Source organism: Ruminococcus sp. RTP21198st1_G1_RTP21198_201120 (assembly GCF_040924265.1).
Classification (GTDB): domain Bacteria; phylum Bacillota; class Clostridia; order Oscillospirales; family Ruminococcaceae; genus Hominimerdicola; species Hominimerdicola aceti.
Genome location: NZ_JBCOMH010000002.1, coordinates 66,145 through 81,806 on the forward strand (window position 1 = coordinate 66,145; position 15,662 = coordinate 81,806).

Genomic DNA, 15,662 nt, shown 5'->3' on the forward strand with positions numbered 1-15,662 from the left:
GCTGTTTATTATGTCAATAATTTAACAAATCGATTTTATAAATTTTGTATTAATTGATATGGATAGTACTTGCCCACTTTTCAAATTTTGGGTCATAGAAATCCTTTTCATCAGCCTTACAGCCAAAAACAAACCAATAATATTTATAACCTGACTTTTTGCATAAAGCATAGTTATAAACTTCGTCGCCCGTTTTTGCACGATAGGTCATTTTAAGCTTGTTACCATCAGCATACACTTCTTTATAGCTGCTTCCAAACTGACTTTTCAAATTGCCCTTCATGTAGGTGACAAACAGTTTCTCAGTAAGAATATCCGTTGTTTCGCCGGCAAGTGAAGAGTAATCAAGGATCATATACTGAAAATCGCTATTAACATCGGCGTACTTTCCGTTGGCTTTTACAGTTCCATCACTGCTCTGTGCCGCATAATCTATTGTGGTTTCCTTTTCAAGTGACCTTGGCAGTTCAACGCTAAAGTTCTCCTCTCTAATGGTATGGGTTGAAACATTGTGATAGTACCAATATCCAAAACCGATAGCTGCGCCCACAAACAATGCCAGCAAAAGGATAAGCACCTTTTTGCCTATAGACATATTCTTTCCCACTGCCCTCACATTGCTGTTAAGGCTATTGTCAAAGCCATTGTTAAAGCTATTATTGAAACTATTGCCATACCTCGACTGTGCCGAATTTACCCCTGTCATTTCAATAACTCTTGTGCCACAATTCTGACAGCAAATGCTGTTAGGCAGAATATCGCACCCGCATACTGTACATCTCATAAAGATACCCCCTATAAAAATTTATTACTTTTATATTAACATACTTCTTCTTTTTTGTCAACAAATTTGTCAACAAAAAAGCGGACAGCACATAGCCGCCCGCTCTTAAAAACTTATTACTTAGCGTTCTTCTTAGCTTCGATATCAGCAAGAGCGTCTTTTCTTGAAAGATTGATCCTGCCCTGATCGTCTATTTCCATTACCTTAACAACGATCTCGTCGCCAACAGAAACAACGTCCTCGACCTTTTCTACTCTTGATTTGTCAAGCTTAGAAATGTGTACCAAACCGTCCTTACCAGGAGCTATCTCAACGAAAGCACCAAAGTTCATGATCTTTACTACCTTACCTCTGTAGATAGCACCTATCTCAGGGTCATTAGCGATAGTATTAATGATATTGATTGCCTGTTCAGCCTTTTCCTTGTCTATACCTGAAACGAATACGCTACCGTCCTCAGATATGTCTATCTTAACGTCACACTCAGCAGAGATCTTCTGAATTACCTTTCCGCCTGAACCGATAACTTCTCTGATCTTGTCAACCGGTACCTTTGTTGCCAGCATCTTAGGTGCCCACTTGCTTACCTCAGCACGAGGAGCAGGGATAGCCTTGAGCATTATCTCATCAAGAATATACATTCTTGCTTTTCTTGTCTTTTCAAAAGCACTTGCGATTATCTCAGGTGTCAGACCGTCTACCTTGATATCCACCTGAATAGCTGTGATACCGTTCTTTGTACCGCCTACCTTAAAGTCCATATCGCCGTAGAAGTCCTCAAGGCCCTGAATGTCTACCATAGTCATCCAGCTGCCGTCCTCCTTAGTGATAAGACCGCATGAAATACCTGCAACAGGCTCTTTGATAGGAACGCCTGCGTCCATAAGTGCAAGTGTAGAACCACAGATAGAACCCTGCGATGTAGAACCGTTTGAAGAAAGCACCTCAGATACGCATCTGATAGCATATGGGAACTCTTCAACAGAAGGGATAACCGGAACGAGTGCTCTCTCAGCAAGTGCGCCGTGACCTATCTCTCTTCTTCCCGGGCCTCTTGAAGGTCTTGTTTCACCAACAGAATATGAAGGGAAATTGTACTGGTGCATATATCTCTTGGAAGTTTCCTCGTCGATACCGTCAAGTTTCTGAGCGTCTGAAACAGGGCCAAGTGTTGCGATAGTCATTACCTGTGTCTGACCTCTTGTGAAGATACCTGAACCGTGTACTCTTGGGAGAACGCCAACTTCAGCAGCAAGTGGTCTTATCTCGTCGATACCTCTGCCGTCAACACGCTTGCCCTCATAGAGCCAGTTTCTAACTATCTTCTTCTGGAGCTTATACATAACTTCGTCAAGAACAGCTGTGTTATCCTCGCACTGCTCATCGAACTTCTCATGAACAGCGTCGATTATTGGCTGGAGTCTTGCGTCTCTTACATTCTTATCATCTGTATCAAGAGCAACCTTTACCTGCTCGCCTACCATTGCTTCAACAGCGTCGAACAGATCATGGTCAACTTCCATTGACTCAAACTCAAACTTAGGCTTACCGATCTGAGCCTTGATATCGTTGATGAAAGCTACCATTTTCTTTATCTCTTCATGACCTGTCATGATAGCCTTGAGCATAAGATCGTCAGGTATCTGGTCAGCACCTGCTTCGATCATTACTATCTTTTCAGCTGAACCTGCAACTGTAAGGTTAAGTCTGTTCTTAGCTCTCTGCTCAAGAGTTGGGTTGAGCACCAGCTCGCCGTCAACGTAACCTACGTTGATAGATGCAACTGGGCCGTTCCATGGAATATCAGAGATGGAAAGTGCAATAGATGTAGCTATCATACCTGTGATCTCAGGTGAGTTGTCAGGGTCAACAGAAAGAACTGTCATAACAACTGAAACGTCATTTCTCATATCCTTTGGGAAAAGAGGTCTGATAGGTCTGTCTACACATCTTGAAGCAAGGATAGCCTTGTCAGAAGCCTTGCCTTCTCTCTTTGTGAAAGAACCTGGTATTCTGCCTACTGCATACATTTTCTCCTCAAAGTCAACTGAAAGTGGGAAAAAGTCAACACCCTCTCTTGGCTTTGCGGAAGCTGTAACGTTAGCCATTACAACCGTTTCACCGTATCTTACCCAGCAAGAGCCGTTAGCAAGTCCGCAGGTCTTACCTGTTTCGACTACTACAGGTCTGCCTGCATATGTCGTTTCAAAAGTTTTGAAATTCTCAAACATTGTCTTTCCTCCATTTTAGAAATTTAGTTTTTTCTGTATGGTGAAAGCATTAGCAATAAACAGGACATACGAGCTTCATACATTCTGTTTAATGCTAAGTTACCTTTCACCAACAGTTCAAATAAACACCAAAAGGCAGTGGCAATAAATGCCTCTGCCTTGATGTCAGTTACATGATTACTTACGGATACCCAGCTTTTCGATAGTAGCTCTATATCTTTCGATATCCTTCTTCTTGAGGTAGTTGAGAAGATTTCTTCTCTTACCGATCATCTTGAACAGACCACTTCTTGAGTGATTGTCCTTCTTGTGTGTCTTAAGATGTTCTGTAAGGTCGCTGATTCTCTTTGTAAGGATAGCGATCTGTACCTCAGGTGAACCTGTGTCTGTTTCGTGAGTTCTGTTAGCTTCGATAACAGCTGTCTTTTCGTCTTTTCTAAGCATTTTTTTGTACCTCTTTCGTTAAAATATTTCCGATGTAAAAGAATATGGCAGGTAACTTTCCCACTTGCGGGCGTGACCCATATTCTGTTGCATGGATATGTTGCAGTAAGCAACTCATATATTATACATTATTTCAGACAAATTGTAAATAGTCTTAACAGAAATTTTACAACTATCCTATGCCGTGATGAGCCTTGCCTGCTGTGAGTGTGTTTCTCATAAGCATTGCAATGGTCATAGGGCCAACTCCGCCTGGAACAGGTGTGATAAATGAAGCCTTATCCTTGCAGTCCTCAAAATCAACGTCACCGCAAAGCTTGCCGTTTTCATCACGATCCATACCAACGTCGATAACTACTGCACCCTCCTTGATATAATCAGCGGTTATCATCTTTGGTCTGCCAACAGCAGCAACTAGGATATCTGCTCTCTGACAAACTTCTTTAAGATCTTTTGTCTTTGAATGGCAGATAGTAACAGTGCCGTTATTATGCAAAAGCAACATAGCCTGTGGCTTACCAACGATATTGCTTCTGCCAACCACTACACACTCCTTGCCTGCAATGTCAGTGCCTGTTGACTTGATAAGCTCCATAACACCAGCAGGTGTGCATGGCAGAAAACTGTAATCGCCTATCATTATTTTGCCCACATTTACAGGGTGGAAAGCGTCAACGTCCTTGTCAGGTCTGATGTTATTTATTATCACTTTATCGTCAAGGTGCTTTGGCAATGGGAGCTGAACGAGTATTCCGTCCACTCTGTCATCATCATTGAGCTTTTTGACAAGGTCGAGAAGCTCTTCTTCTGTTGTTTCCGCAGGGAGAGCATACTTGAATGAATTAAAGCCCACAGTTTCGCAAGCCTTTTCCTTGTTTCTTACATAAACCTGAGAAGCAGGGTCATCACCGACGATGACCACTGCAAGACCTATCTCTATGCCCTGCTCTTTAAGCTTCTCTGTTTCAAGTCTTATTTCTTCCTTGACCTTGGCTGATACTGCCTTGCCGTCAATTATCTGTCCCATTTATTCTTCCTCCGTATCCTTTTCATCTGTATCTTTTACTTCGCGGTCCTCGTCGTTATCGTCACCAAGGATAGACTTATACTCTGTCTCAGCTTTGGTGTGTGACTCCTTGTCCTTTTCCTCGGCTTCTTTAATCTTGTCTTTTTGAGCCTGCTTGCCGAATTTTTCGTCATATTCTTTTTGAAGCTCAATAAAGCTCTCACCCTTATCCTTGGCTTCCTTTATCTTGTGCTTAAGTTCTTTCTTCTCTTTCTGGATATCATTGTAGCTGTTATACTGTTCAAGCTGTGCCTTTGAAAGCTCAGTGTCAACGAACAGTTTATAATCGCTGTTTCTCTTTGTGATACCTCTGAACACGATTATAAGTACAAGTGAAGCAAGAACACAAGTGCCTGCAACAAGCTGTGATACTCTTATGTTTCCAAGATAGAGCGAATCTGTTCTCAGACCCTCGATGAAAAATCTTCCCAGACCGTACCAGCCTGTGTACATAAGGAATACTTCGCCGTCAAACTTGCGGTGTTTAAGATAGAAATGCAGGATTATAAATCCAATAAGACACCAAATAGATTCATAAAGGAAGCATGGGTGGATAGGGTCAAGAGCCGACACTTTGCCGCCAAGTTCGTCATAATGGTTTGAGATATATTCCATTGTGGTGTTGCTTATCATGCCCCAAGGAAGCTTTGTATTTGCACCGAAAGCCTCCTGATTGAAGAAGTTGCCCCAACGTCCGATACACTGACCGATAAGAAAACATGGTGCGACCACATCAAGAAGCGCAGTAAGCTTCAGCTTTCTTACTTTTGCTATAATTCCACCCACGATTATCGCACCGATAAGTCCGCCGTAGATAGCAAGACCTCCGTCACGAATATCGAAAAACTCTGAGAATTTCATGCCCTCTGTATTAAAGATGATATAATAAAATCTTGCGCCAAAGATAGCTCCGATAAGTCCGCCGATAACGGAATCTGTCGCTCTATCAGGGTCGATGCCTACGGTCTTCATTCTTCTGAAGCCGTATATCATCGCAAGAAGAATACCGATGGTTATTAAAAAACCATACCAATATATCTTGAAATTCGTGCCTGGCACTGTAAAAAGCACTCTGTCGATATCAATACCCTCTTTGAAGATATTGTCACCCTTTCCGAAATTGGGAAAATAAACTCTGTTCGGAAACTCTCTGAGTTTTTCCCTTATTGCGTCATTTGCCGTAGAGTCGGCAAGAAACTGCAATGCTGTCATAAATTTATCATTCCTTTCACTGAGCCTGTAGCTCAAAATACCTACTTATTATCTACCACGGAGATAGACGACTTTTCAGGGTCGAACATTTCTCTTACGGCGTTTTCGCAATCCTCCACAGTCATTTCTGCAAGAACCTGTGCTTCATAGAAAGCGTCAGAGTTTTCAAAATAGCTTTCTGCAAGATAATCTGCTGCTCTTTCAGGATTATTCATTCCTCTTACTATTTCGCCGTACATAGAACGCTTTATCATATCAAACTGCGACTTGTCAAAGCCCTCTGTCTTTACACGTTCTATCTCCGCTAGATAACGGCGATAAAGCTCTTCGGGGTCATGGGATTCACCTGATATTATTGGCGAGAACACGCCACCGCTTGTGAAAACTTCCACGCCGAACTGCGAATTTATCAGTCCGTCATCAAAAAGCTGTTTATAAAGTGGCGAAGACGAGCCTATAAGCAGATGAAGCGCAACTGACGCTGTTCCAGCCTTTTTGAAAAGTTCTCTGCCCTCATAAGGCTTGCACTTGAAGCCGATATTGAAAAGTGGCAGACCCACAGGGAAGCTCTGAAATATCTTTTTCTGCGCTACATTCTCAGGCTCATCAGGAAGCTTTGTTTCAAGCTCCATATTCTCGCATGGCTTCAACATTTTATCGCATATTTCCATGACCTTATCCTCGTCAACATTTCCTGCAATGGCAAGAACCATGTTGTGAAGATTATAGAAAGTGTAGTAACACTTATAAAGAAGATCAGGAGTTATCTCAGCAATAGTATCAACAGTTCCTGCAATATCTATCTTTATAGGGTGGTTTACATACAGAGCTTTCAGCAGATTATAAAAGCACTGTCTTTCAGGAGAATCTGCACACATTTTTATTTCCTGACCGATTATTCCCTGCTCCTTAGCCACAGATTGCTCTGTAAAATATGGCTTCTGAACAAAGTCAAGAAGTATTTCAAGAGAATCCTCCCAGTTTTCCGAGCAGCTGAACGTATATGCCGTTTCATCAAAAGACGTGAAAGCATTTGCGTTGGCACCAGTTTTTGCATATAAGTCAAAAACATCTGTGTCTTCATTTTCAAAAAGCTTATGCTCAAGAAAATGGGCTATGCCCTCAGGCACAGTGATGAAATCTTTGCTGTCCTTGGTCTTGAAACAGTTGTAAATTGAGCCGTACTTTGTGGCAAATATGGCTTCTGTAGTTGTGAAGCCCTCCATTTTCCACACAAGCACGTCAAGTCCTGACGGGTGATGAAAAACGCTGTAGCTCTCGCCCAGTCGCTCGCTCTTTACAATCTCCTTATTCATCACAGTCCTCCTCTTCCTCGCCCCTGATCACGAAAACAGTATCAGGCTTAAAAGTCTTTGCACAGCTTATTATATCCTCACGGGTAAGCTTTGCTATCCGCTCGTTTATCTCCTCAGGGGTGAAAGCTGTGTTTCGTGTGTTCTGTGCAGCATACCAACCCATGATATCATATATGCTGTCATAATTTGACTTAAAGCCACCGCATAGAGATTTCTTTGTGTTTTCAAGCTCCTCTTCTGTGAAGTCGCCATTACATATGGCTTCGAGCTGTTCTTCGATAGCTTTTTTTGCCTTTTCTATGTTACAGCTTTCAACGCCACTATCAATAAAAAGCGTGCCCTTTCTGTCGGCATATGCAGAGGAACAATAATAACAAAGGCTCATCTTTTCTCTTACGTTTGCAAAAAGCTTTGAAAAAGGCGTTGCTCCGAGAAGCATACAGAAAAGCTTTGCGGTGTAGATATCCTCATAATCAGACTTGAATGCCATGACCATTTTGCTTTGGATTACCTGCATTTTAAGCTCTCTATAAACAGGCTCTGCCTTTGCAGGTGAATTGTGTCTGTAGTCTATCTTCTCCACAGGTGAAACTCTTATAAGAGCAGCCATTTCATTTCTTATAAGATTTTCCGCAGCAGCCGTGTTTCCGCCGCCTGATATGGTTATCTCTATCTTTGCACTTTCAAGAAGCTTTTTGTGTTGTCTTAACAGATCCTCCTGAGTTATGTTCTCAGCAAGCTCCACAGTTCCAATTGCAGACACAGCCGCAGGCTCGCCCTCAAATATGACCTTTTTCGCCTGCAAAAGTGCATAGCCACGCTTGTCATTGACAGTGGCAACAATAGCGTCGATAAGCTCCTGCTTTCTCAAAGTAAAATACTTCTCACAGAACTTTCCGTCAACAAGGTGAGGTCTGAGCAGACAGTTCAAAAGCTGTCTTACCACCTGAACGGATATTACTTCGCCGTCTATAGTATAATCGTCGCCGATAAAGCTCGCAGACAGACCGACAGACTGATAGTCGCCTATAGTGCCACAGTTAGTACCTATGCTCGAACCATACAGCCCGGTGAGTGTGGAAGTAAGCTTTGTTCGTGAAGGTATCTCCGCATTCGATGTCACAAGCACTGTTTGAAGCATTGCATTGACGCAGGCTGTTTTTTCGTTCAGCGGTGATATAAACGCTATCTTCACGCAGTTTGACTTGAATTTCTTGTCATATATTCTTGTAAGAGATATCCCTCTGCCGAGTTCTTCCCTACTATAAGATACAGCCATTTGATTACTCCTTCAAGCGTTTTCACGCTAAAATTTTTCGTGATAACACGATAATAATATAGTATATCACATTCCTGTGCAGATTTCCATACTTTTCACAAGAATTTCATAAATACACTTATTCTATTACCGTATAAATGAAATTTTCCCAATGAAGCATTGTTCCCTCGTCTGTTTCGTCAGGCAAAAGCGCTCTTGCCATAAGAAGATCTTCGCCTGTGTCCACATTGAGAAGATGTGCATAATCGCCGTCAATTTTTGTTACCTTATATGTTCTTGGCTCCATTTTTATTCTCCTTTTCTGTCCATAAATACCACGTTTTCAGCACCCAGTCTGTTTTCAAGTTTGACAAGCAGTTCAGGACACATTTTCACAGCATGAACAGACTTTATGCCTGTCATTTTGCGTATATCGCTGAAAAATACCGCAAATTTTGAACCAGTCTGTGCTCTGTATTTCTCGGCTATAGTTCTAACAGCCTTTATGCCCTCTGCATCTCTTGAAACAAGCCTTACGCAAATATCCCTTTGAAGCTGTAATGAGCAAAATCTATCGACAGGCTCGAGCATATCCGCAAGTATCTTAGGTTCTTCTTCCTCTTTGCATGATATCTTGCCTTTGACGTGCAGAAGCGCTCTGTCTTTTATAAGGCCTCCCATAGTTTGAAAAACTGACGGAAAAACCACTATCTCTAATGTTCCGAACTTGTCTTCAAGCTCCACAAAACACATCATATCGCCTTTTTTGGTCTTTAGCATTTTTCTGCCCCTGACCATTCCTGCATAGTCTACTTCCGCCCCATCAGCGAAACGTTTATCAGCCATTCCGCCCTCGTCTGTACAGGCTTTTATGAGCTGTGCAGAGGTTACGCACCTTGCGGCTGAAATCACACACTCAAAGCGGTCTATAGGGTGGGCTGATATATACATACCAAGAGCTTCATGCTCAAATTCAAGAAGCTGCTGTTCGTCAAACTCGCCGCAACGTTCTATCTTCTTTTCCATTGGCAAAGCAGCACCCATGCCAAACAAGTCAAGTTGACCCTCAATCACATTTCCGTCTGACCGAGTTACGCTTTTCATTATGTCCTCACAAGCATTGAGATGTTCACGTCTGGTGTATCCAAAACCATCAAAAGCTCCACTCTTTATAAGTGCTTCCACTGTTCTCAGGTGGATATCTCTGCCCGAAACTCGTGTACAAAAGTCTTGAAGCGAACGGAACGCTCCACCTGATTTACGCTCAGAAACTATCCTGTCGATAGCCCCCTCACCAAGCGACTTAACCGCAAGAAGTGCAAAGCGTATTCCCTCAGGCTCTGCCACAAAACCGCTTTCGCTCTTATTTATATCAAGTGGCAATATCTTCACACCGTTTTTGCTCACGTCTGCAATATAACCGTAAAGCTTATCGGTGCTGTCAAGAAGCGTGATAGTCATAAGTGCCGCCATGTATTCTTTATAGAAATGACATTTTAAATACGCTGTCTGATATGCGATAGTTGCATAAGCCGCCGCATGGGATTTGTTAAAGGCATAGCTTGCAAAAGAGGTCATTTCGTCAAATATCTCATTGGCAACATTAGCGGGCACACCGTTTGCCACTGCACCACAGCACTGCCCTTTCTCACCGTAGATAAACGCTTTTCGCTCGTTTTCCAAAACAGCCGCTTTCTTTTTAGCCATTGCTCTCCTTACGATATCCGCTCTGCCGTATGAATATCCTGCGAGTGTGCGGAATATCTGCATTACCTGCTCCTGATAAACTATACAGCCGTATGTCACTTCAAGTATGCCTTTGAGCAATGGGTGCTTATACACTATCCTGTCAGGTTCATGGCGGTTTCGGATATATGTTGGGATCGAGTCCATAGGTCCTGGGCGGTAAAGAGAGATAACAGCGATAAGGTCCTCTAATCTTTCAGGGCGAAGCTTCATGACAGTTGCGGTCATTCCCGCACTTTCAAACTGGAAAACGCCCTCCGTTTTGCCCTGTGACAGCATTTCATATACCTTTTTGTCATCAAGAGGTATCTTCTCCAAGTCAAAATCAGGGTGAGTTTCTATCACCTGCTTTCGGCAGTGGTCTATAATGGTAAGGTTACGGAGTCCGAGAAAATCAATTTTAAGAAGTCCCAATCGTTCAAGCACTGTCATTGTATACTGTGTGGAAACTTGTCCGTCACGAGAATAGAGAGGAACGTAAAAGTCAACCGGCTCTTTTGTGATAACAACGCCTGCTGCGTGGGTGGACACGTTTCGTGGCATACCCTCGACGCTCATGGCAATATCAAGAAGTTGTCGTACCTTCATATCAGTCTTATAAAGGGAACTAAGCTCAGGTATATTCTCTATGGAATATTTAAGTGGCTGACCTCTTGGTATTTTCTTTGCAAGCATATCTCCGGTCTGATAAGGCAGACCCATTGCCCTTGCCACATCTCTCACTGCCTGCTTTGCCGCAAGTGTGCCAAAGGTCGCAATCTGCGCCACATGGTCAGAGCCGTATTTCTCCACAACGTAATCAATAACACGCTGTCTGCCTTCCATGCAGAAATCTATATCAAAGTCAGGCATGGAAACTCTTTCTGGATTGAGAAAACGCTCAAAGAGCAGATCATATTTCAGCGGGTCAATGCCTGTTATACCAATACAATAAGCACACAGACTTCCTGCACCTGAACCACGTCCGCAACCAACAGGTATACCGTGGGTCTTTGCATAATGCACGAAATCCCATACTATAAGATAATAGTCAGTATATCCCATTCTCGTTATGACGTCAAGCTCATAGTCAACACGTTTCAAAGCCTCTTTTGTAGGATTTTCATAACGTTTATAAAGCCCTTTCATGCACATATCACGAAGAAACTTTTCATTATCTGAAACACCGTCTATATGAAAATACGGAAGCTTTGTTTTGCCAAACTCAAAGCTTACATTACATCTGTCAGCTATCTTTACTGTATTCTCCAGCGACTCAGGCTGAGAAGGAAAAAGCTCCGCCATTTCTTCTGCTGACTTTACATAAAACTCGTTTGTCGGAAATTCAAGCCTGCTTGGGTCGTCTAGTGTCGTGCCTGTTGAGATACACATTAGCACACGTTGCGCATTAGCGTCTGAACGTCTGAGATAGTGTGCGTCATTAGTGCAGACCATCGGTATTCCTGTTTCTCGTGAAAGCTTTATAAGCATAGGCAATATTCTCTGCTGGTCTGCAAACTTATGATTTTGAAGCTCTATAAAGTAATTATCCCTGCCAAATATATCACGATATTTAAGAGCAGTCTGCTTTGCAGCCTCATAATCGCCATTTGTCAGCTTTCTAGGTATCTCACCCGCAAGACAAGCCGACAAGCAGATAAGCCCCTTGTGGTATTTTTCAAGCAATTCAACATCTACTCTCGGTTTGCTGTAAAAGCCCTCTGTATATGCCGCCGACACAAGCTTTATAAGATTTTGATAACCCTCGTTGTTTTCACACAGAAGCACAAGGTGGTAAGGCGAACTGTCTATCTTCGCTAGCTTGTCAAATCGTGTTCTTGGTGCAACATACACCTCACAGCCTATTATAGGCTTTATGCCCTGAGCAAGACATTCGTTGTAAAACTCCACTGCCGCAAACATATTTCCATGGTCTGTGACCGCAACTGCTTTCTGTCCAAGCTCCTTTACACGCAAAACAAGCTCCTTGATACGGCAGGCGCCGTCAAGGAGCGAATATTCACTATGAAGATGTAGATGTACAAACTCAGGCATTTTTATTCCTCTTTCAGTGCAAGACCTTTTTCAACTCTTATCCTGTCAGCTATCTCTGCTATCTTCTGCAATCTGTGGTTTGCCCCCGAACGTGAGATAGGAGGATCTATGGCTGCACCAAGATCTTTAAGATTGAAGTCAGGGTTATTATATCTAAGCTCAGCTATCTCCTGCAAATTATCAGGAAGAGAATAAAGCCCCACTGTCTCGTCTATAAGTTCGATATCGCTTATCTGCTTTTCCGCTGCTTTCAGCGACTTCTCTATATTGGCGTTATCGCAGTTCACCGCTCGGTTTATCTTGTTGCGCATATCTTTCATCATTTTTACGTTCATAAGTTCAAGCGAACACATAGGCGCACCCATAAGAGTAAGCATATCTATGATATTCTCAGACTCTTTTATGTAAACTATCTGTGCGTTCTTACGTTCAACGTGCTTTGGAGTGATATCGTAATTATCTATAAGCAGCATACCAAAATCATTGCAAAGCTCTATCGTTGGCATAACGAACTCCATATGATATTTTTTCTCAGGATTGTTCACCGAACCGCAGGCAAGAAATATACCAGCCACAAGCTGTGGATAAAACTTCTCTTTAGGCAGGTCAGCTTCTTCCAAACGCCTGCTCTTATCCATTCTGAAATAGTCAAGAAGCATGAGCCTGTCCTCACGCGCAGGAATATCCAAAGCATAAAGCACAACGCCGTTTCGCTTTTTCTGCTCTGTGACTAACACTGCGTTTTCATTACCGGTTATCCTGCCAGTGTTCAACACAAAAAAGTCTGCTACCGCTTTGTTTTCAGTGAGAAAAGATATCTCATCATCTGACAGGCAGTTACAGTACGTGAGCATACCCATCATGCACACGTCAGCCTTTGGCTTTGAATTTATCTTGCTGATTATTTCTTCTTTTGCTCTGTATGAAAAGGATACGTCCTCCAACTTTCAAACCGCCTTACTGATTATTTATATCTCTGTGTGTTATTCTTATCCTGTGACCTTGCTTTCTCAGATGCTCCGCAACTGCTTCTGCAAAGGTAACGCTCCTATGCTTTCCGCCCGTACAGCCGAACGCTATAACAAGCTGTGACTTGCCCTCTTTTTCGTAAAGAGGTATGAGATAGTCGATAAGATCTGTTAGCTTGCCTAGAAGCACTTTGGCTTCGTCAAAGCTCAAAACATAATCATAAACGTCCTTGTCAAGACCTGTTTTGTTCTTAAGCTCAGGTACATAAAACGGATTAGGCAGACACCTTACGTCAAATACAAGGTCGCCCTCGCTCATTGCACCGAACTTGAACCCGAACGACTGAACATCAATATGCATAAACTCGTTGTTTCCAAGGAATATGGAATAAAGCCTTTCCTTAAATTGAGCTGTTGAGCTTCTTGACGTGTCTATATAAAAATCAGCCTGTGCTTTTATAGGTCTTAATATCTCACGCTCAGTTTCAATAGCTTTTCTTATGTTTCCATATGACACCTCGTCAAGAGGGTGCTTTCTTCTTGTTTCCTTGTATCTTCTCACGATAACGTCATCTGAACTGTCAAGGAAAAGTATTTTAAGACTCACGTCCTCGCCCTGAAGCTGCTTTACTGTGTCTTGAAGCTTCAGAAAAAGATCGCCGCCTCTTATATCAACAACAAACGCTACCTTGTCTATTTTTCCGTCAGACTGACTGCATATGTTTGCAAACTTTGGGATAAGCTCAGGCGGCATATTATCAACGCAGTAATATCCTATATCTTCAAGCACATTCACGGCACTTGATTTTCCCGATCCTGACATACCAGTAATTATCACAAACTGCATAACGTTCATTCCTTTCTTACAAAGCTGAAAAAAATCATCACTTATTGATCCCTATTTAAATTATTCCTTGTAAGGTATTATCTTTACCTCACATTCAAGAAGATAGCCTGTCTGCTCTTTGACAATGTGCTGAACGTGTCTTATCACCGACATAATATCCTCAGTTGTTGCACCACCCTTGTTCACCACAAAACCGCAGTGCTTTTCAGACACCTGTGCTCCTCCCACTGTGTATCCCCTCAGACCACAGTCCTCAATGAGCTTTCCTGCAAACTGTCCCTCAGGTCTTTTAAAGGTCGAGCCTGCACTTGGATATTCAAGTGGCTGTTTTGAACGGCGTCTGCCCATAAGCTCCACCATTTTGTCCTGAATATCGTCATACGCTCCTGCCTCAAGTCTGAACACTCCTGAGGTTATGACTTCGCCGTTTTTCTGATAGCAACTACTGCGATAGCTGAGAGCCATTTTATTTGCCTCTGTAGTATGTACAGTACCGTCTGCCCTCACGGAGTTCGCAGAGGTTATAACGTTTTTAATCTCACCGTCATAAGCACCTGCGTTCATATATATAGCACCGCCCACAGTTCCCGGTATGCCATAGGCAAACTCAAGTCCTGTGAGGTTATGCTCAAGAGCGAATCTGCACAGCTTTATAAGGCTGCACCCAGCCTCGGCGTATATGGTGTTTTCGTTCATCATTTTTATCTCGTCCACTGACTGACCCATGAGGAACACCACTCCCTCATAGCCCTTATCGTCAAATAAAAGATTTGAGCCATTTCCAACAACAATATATCTTACGTTCCATTCGTGTGCGGCTCTAACAAGTTTTGCAAGGCTTTCCTCTGAGCTTATATCCACCATTGCAGTGCACGCTCCGCCTGTGCGGAATGTGGTATGCTTTGAAAGCGGCTCGTTGTAGACAACATTACATTCAAGCTCTGAGGCAAGATCAAGCAGCTTTTGTGTATTCATATATATCTGTAAAACGCCCTTGTGAGGGCTTCTCCTTTCATTGTTTTAAATATCGAGGTTTGGTCTTTTCGCAAGAACATATTCCCTTATCTTTTCCCAATCACTGTTCATGATAAGCTTCTCAGGAAAATCAAGTTCCTCCGCTATCTTTGCCACTTTCGGTGTTTGACCGATAAGCTGACAGAAATGGCAGTCTGAATCAAAGACCACAGGCACTTCATACTTTTTGCAAAGCTTCAAAAGCTCCACTACATTTCTTCTGGGCGACCTTTTGCACGCAAATGAGCTTTCGTTTATCTCCACAAGCTTGCCATACTCTTTGAACGCCTTTACGCCCTTTTCATAATCGAACATAAAAGGTGCGGTGGTGCAGTGACCTATGACATCCACCTGAGGGTTCTGCGCGACTTTCAGCCAGCTTTTAGTGTGGTTCTCAGGTGTCGAGGGAGTATAGCAGGCACTGTGCATAGACGCCACCACCCATTCAAGTCCTGAAAGCAGCTTTTCGTCAGTATCAAGCTCTCCTTCATCGCTTATGACGTTGGCTTCGATACCTCTGAGGATGGTTATCCCGTTTATCTTTCTCGGCAGTATGCCAAGATTGACAAAATGCCAGATATGTGGCGAGTCGGGCATTTTCATGGCATGGTCTGTCATCGCTATGCCTTTCATTCCGTATTTTTCAGCCCACTGGCAGTTCTCTGTTATGGTGGAGTAAGCATGAGTTGAAGCTATAGTGTGCGTGTGCATATCTCCCTGTAAGTGCATTATGATCTATCTC

General features: G+C 42.8%; 13 protein-coding genes. All 13 read right to left on the reverse strand.

From position 1 onward, the window contains the following. Positions 1–49: 49 nt before the first annotated feature. On the reverse strand, positions 50–784 hold the full coding sequence (locus AB5627_RS01730; RefSeq protein WP_022286744.1) for a hypothetical protein: 735 nt from the start codon (positions 782–784) through the stop codon (positions 50–52). A gap of 116 nt (positions 785–900) precedes the next feature. Beyond that, complete coding sequence (locus AB5627_RS01735) at positions 901–3,015, reverse strand: polyribonucleotide nucleotidyltransferase (protein WP_022286743.1); 2,115 nt, start codon at positions 3,013–3,015, stop codon at positions 901–903. Between the two features lie 177 nt (positions 3,016–3,192). Further along, positions 3,193–3,459 carry a 30S ribosomal protein S15 gene (gene rpsO / locus AB5627_RS01740; protein WP_022286742.1) on the reverse strand — a complete coding sequence of 89 codons (267 nt, stop codon included), beginning with the start codon at positions 3,457–3,459 and terminating at the stop codon, positions 3,193–3,195. Positions 3,460–3,631: 172 nt separating this feature from the next. Continuing rightward, positions 3,632–4,486, reverse strand: a complete 855-nt coding sequence (gene folD / locus AB5627_RS01745) for a bifunctional methylenetetrahydrofolate dehydrogenase/methenyltetrahydrofolate cyclohydrolase FolD (protein ID WP_022286741.1) — start codon at positions 4,484–4,486, stop codon at positions 3,632–3,634. Then, positions 4,487–5,737 carry a prolipoprotein diacylglyceryl transferase gene (gene lgt, locus AB5627_RS01750; protein ID WP_022286740.1) on the reverse strand — a complete coding sequence of 417 codons (1,251 nt, stop codon included), beginning with the start codon at positions 5,735–5,737 and terminating at the stop codon, positions 4,487–4,489. A 41-nt stretch (positions 5,738–5,778) separates the two neighbouring features. Further along, positions 5,779–7,053, reverse strand: coding sequence for a pitrilysin family protein (locus AB5627_RS01755; RefSeq protein ID WP_022286739.1), 1,275 nt, complete (start codon positions 7,051–7,053; stop codon positions 5,779–5,781). Then, positions 7,046–8,332 carry a pitrilysin family protein gene (locus tag AB5627_RS01760; RefSeq protein WP_022286738.1) on the reverse strand — a complete coding sequence of 429 codons (1,287 nt, stop codon included), beginning with the start codon at positions 8,330–8,332 and terminating at the stop codon, positions 7,046–7,048. Before AB5627_RS01760 ends, AB5627_RS01755 begins: the two co-directional genes overlap by 8 nt. A gap of 118 nt (positions 8,333–8,450) precedes the next feature. After that, the gene (locus AB5627_RS01765) at positions 8,451–8,618 is read right to left on the reverse strand and encodes a hypothetical protein (protein WP_022286737.1); all 168 of its coding nucleotides are present in this window, start codon (positions 8,616–8,618) and stop codon (positions 8,451–8,453) included. A gap of 2 nt (positions 8,619–8,620) precedes the next feature. Then, complete coding sequence (locus AB5627_RS01770; RefSeq protein ID WP_022286736.1) at positions 8,621–12,091, reverse strand: DNA polymerase III subunit alpha; 3,471 nt, start codon at positions 12,089–12,091, stop codon at positions 8,621–8,623. Positions 12,092–12,093: 2 nt separating this feature from the next. After that, a complete protein-coding gene (whiA, locus tag AB5627_RS01775; RefSeq protein WP_022286735.1) occupies positions 12,094–13,035 on the reverse strand; it encodes a DNA-binding protein WhiA in 942 nt (313 codons plus the stop codon). 13 nt (positions 13,036–13,048) lie between these two features. Further along, positions 13,049–13,906: an RNase adapter RapZ gene (gene rapZ, locus AB5627_RS01780; RefSeq protein WP_022286734.1), complete on the reverse strand. Its 858-nt coding sequence runs from the start codon at positions 13,904–13,906 to the stop codon at positions 13,049–13,051. A 60-nt stretch (positions 13,907–13,966) separates the two neighbouring features. Continuing rightward, positions 13,967–14,881, reverse strand: coding sequence for a UDP-N-acetylmuramate dehydrogenase (murB, locus tag AB5627_RS01785; protein ID WP_022286733.1), 915 nt, complete (start codon positions 14,879–14,881; stop codon positions 13,967–13,969). A gap of 45 nt (positions 14,882–14,926) precedes the next feature. After that, positions 14,927–15,649 carry a phosphatase gene (locus AB5627_RS01790; protein WP_022286732.1) on the reverse strand — a complete coding sequence of 241 codons (723 nt, stop codon included), beginning with the start codon at positions 15,647–15,649 and terminating at the stop codon, positions 14,927–14,929. Between the last annotated feature and the right edge of the window lie 13 nt (positions 15,650–15,662).

Excerpts from the sequence above, each read along its gene's own strand:
- rpsO (WP_022286742.1), bottom strand. The coding sequence starts at position 3,459 with ATGCTTAGAAAAGACGAAAAGACAGCTGTTATCGAAGCTAACAGAACT.
- murB (WP_022286733.1), bottom strand. The coding sequence starts at position 14,881 with ATGAATACACAAAAGCTGCTTGATCTTGCCTCAGAGCTTGAATGTAAT.
- AB5627_RS01770 (WP_022286736.1), bottom strand. The coding sequence starts at position 12,091 with ATGCCTGAGTTTGTACATCTACATCTTCATAGTGAATATTCGCTCCTT.
- AB5627_RS01760 (WP_022286738.1), bottom strand. The coding sequence starts at position 8,332 with ATGGCTGTATCTTATAGTAGGGAAGAACTCGGCAGAGGGATATCTCTT.
- AB5627_RS01765 (WP_022286737.1), bottom strand. The coding sequence starts at position 8,618 with ATGGAGCCAAGAACATATAAGGTAACAAAAATTGACGGCGATTATGCA.
- AB5627_RS01735 (WP_022286743.1), bottom strand. The coding sequence starts at position 3,015 with ATGTTTGAGAATTTCAAAACTTTTGAAACGACATATGCAGGCAGACCT.
- AB5627_RS01730 (WP_022286744.1), bottom strand. The coding sequence starts at position 784 with ATGAGATGTACAGTATGCGGGTGCGATATTCTGCCTAACAGCATTTGC.
- lgt (WP_022286740.1), bottom strand. The coding sequence starts at position 5,737 with ATGACAGCATTGCAGTTTCTTGCCGACTCTACGGCAAATGACGCAATA.
- AB5627_RS01790 (WP_022286732.1), bottom strand. The coding sequence starts at position 15,649 with ATGCACTTACAGGGAGATATGCACACGCACACTATAGCTTCAACTCAT.
- folD (WP_022286741.1), bottom strand. The coding sequence starts at position 4,486 with ATGGGACAGATAATTGACGGCAAGGCAGTATCAGCCAAGGTCAAGGAA.
- AB5627_RS01755 (WP_022286739.1), bottom strand. The coding sequence starts at position 7,053 with ATGAATAAGGAGATTGTAAAGAGCGAGCGACTGGGCGAGAGCTACAGC.
- rapZ (WP_022286734.1), bottom strand. The coding sequence starts at position 13,906 with ATGCAGTTTGTGATAATTACTGGTATGTCAGGATCGGGAAAATCAAGT.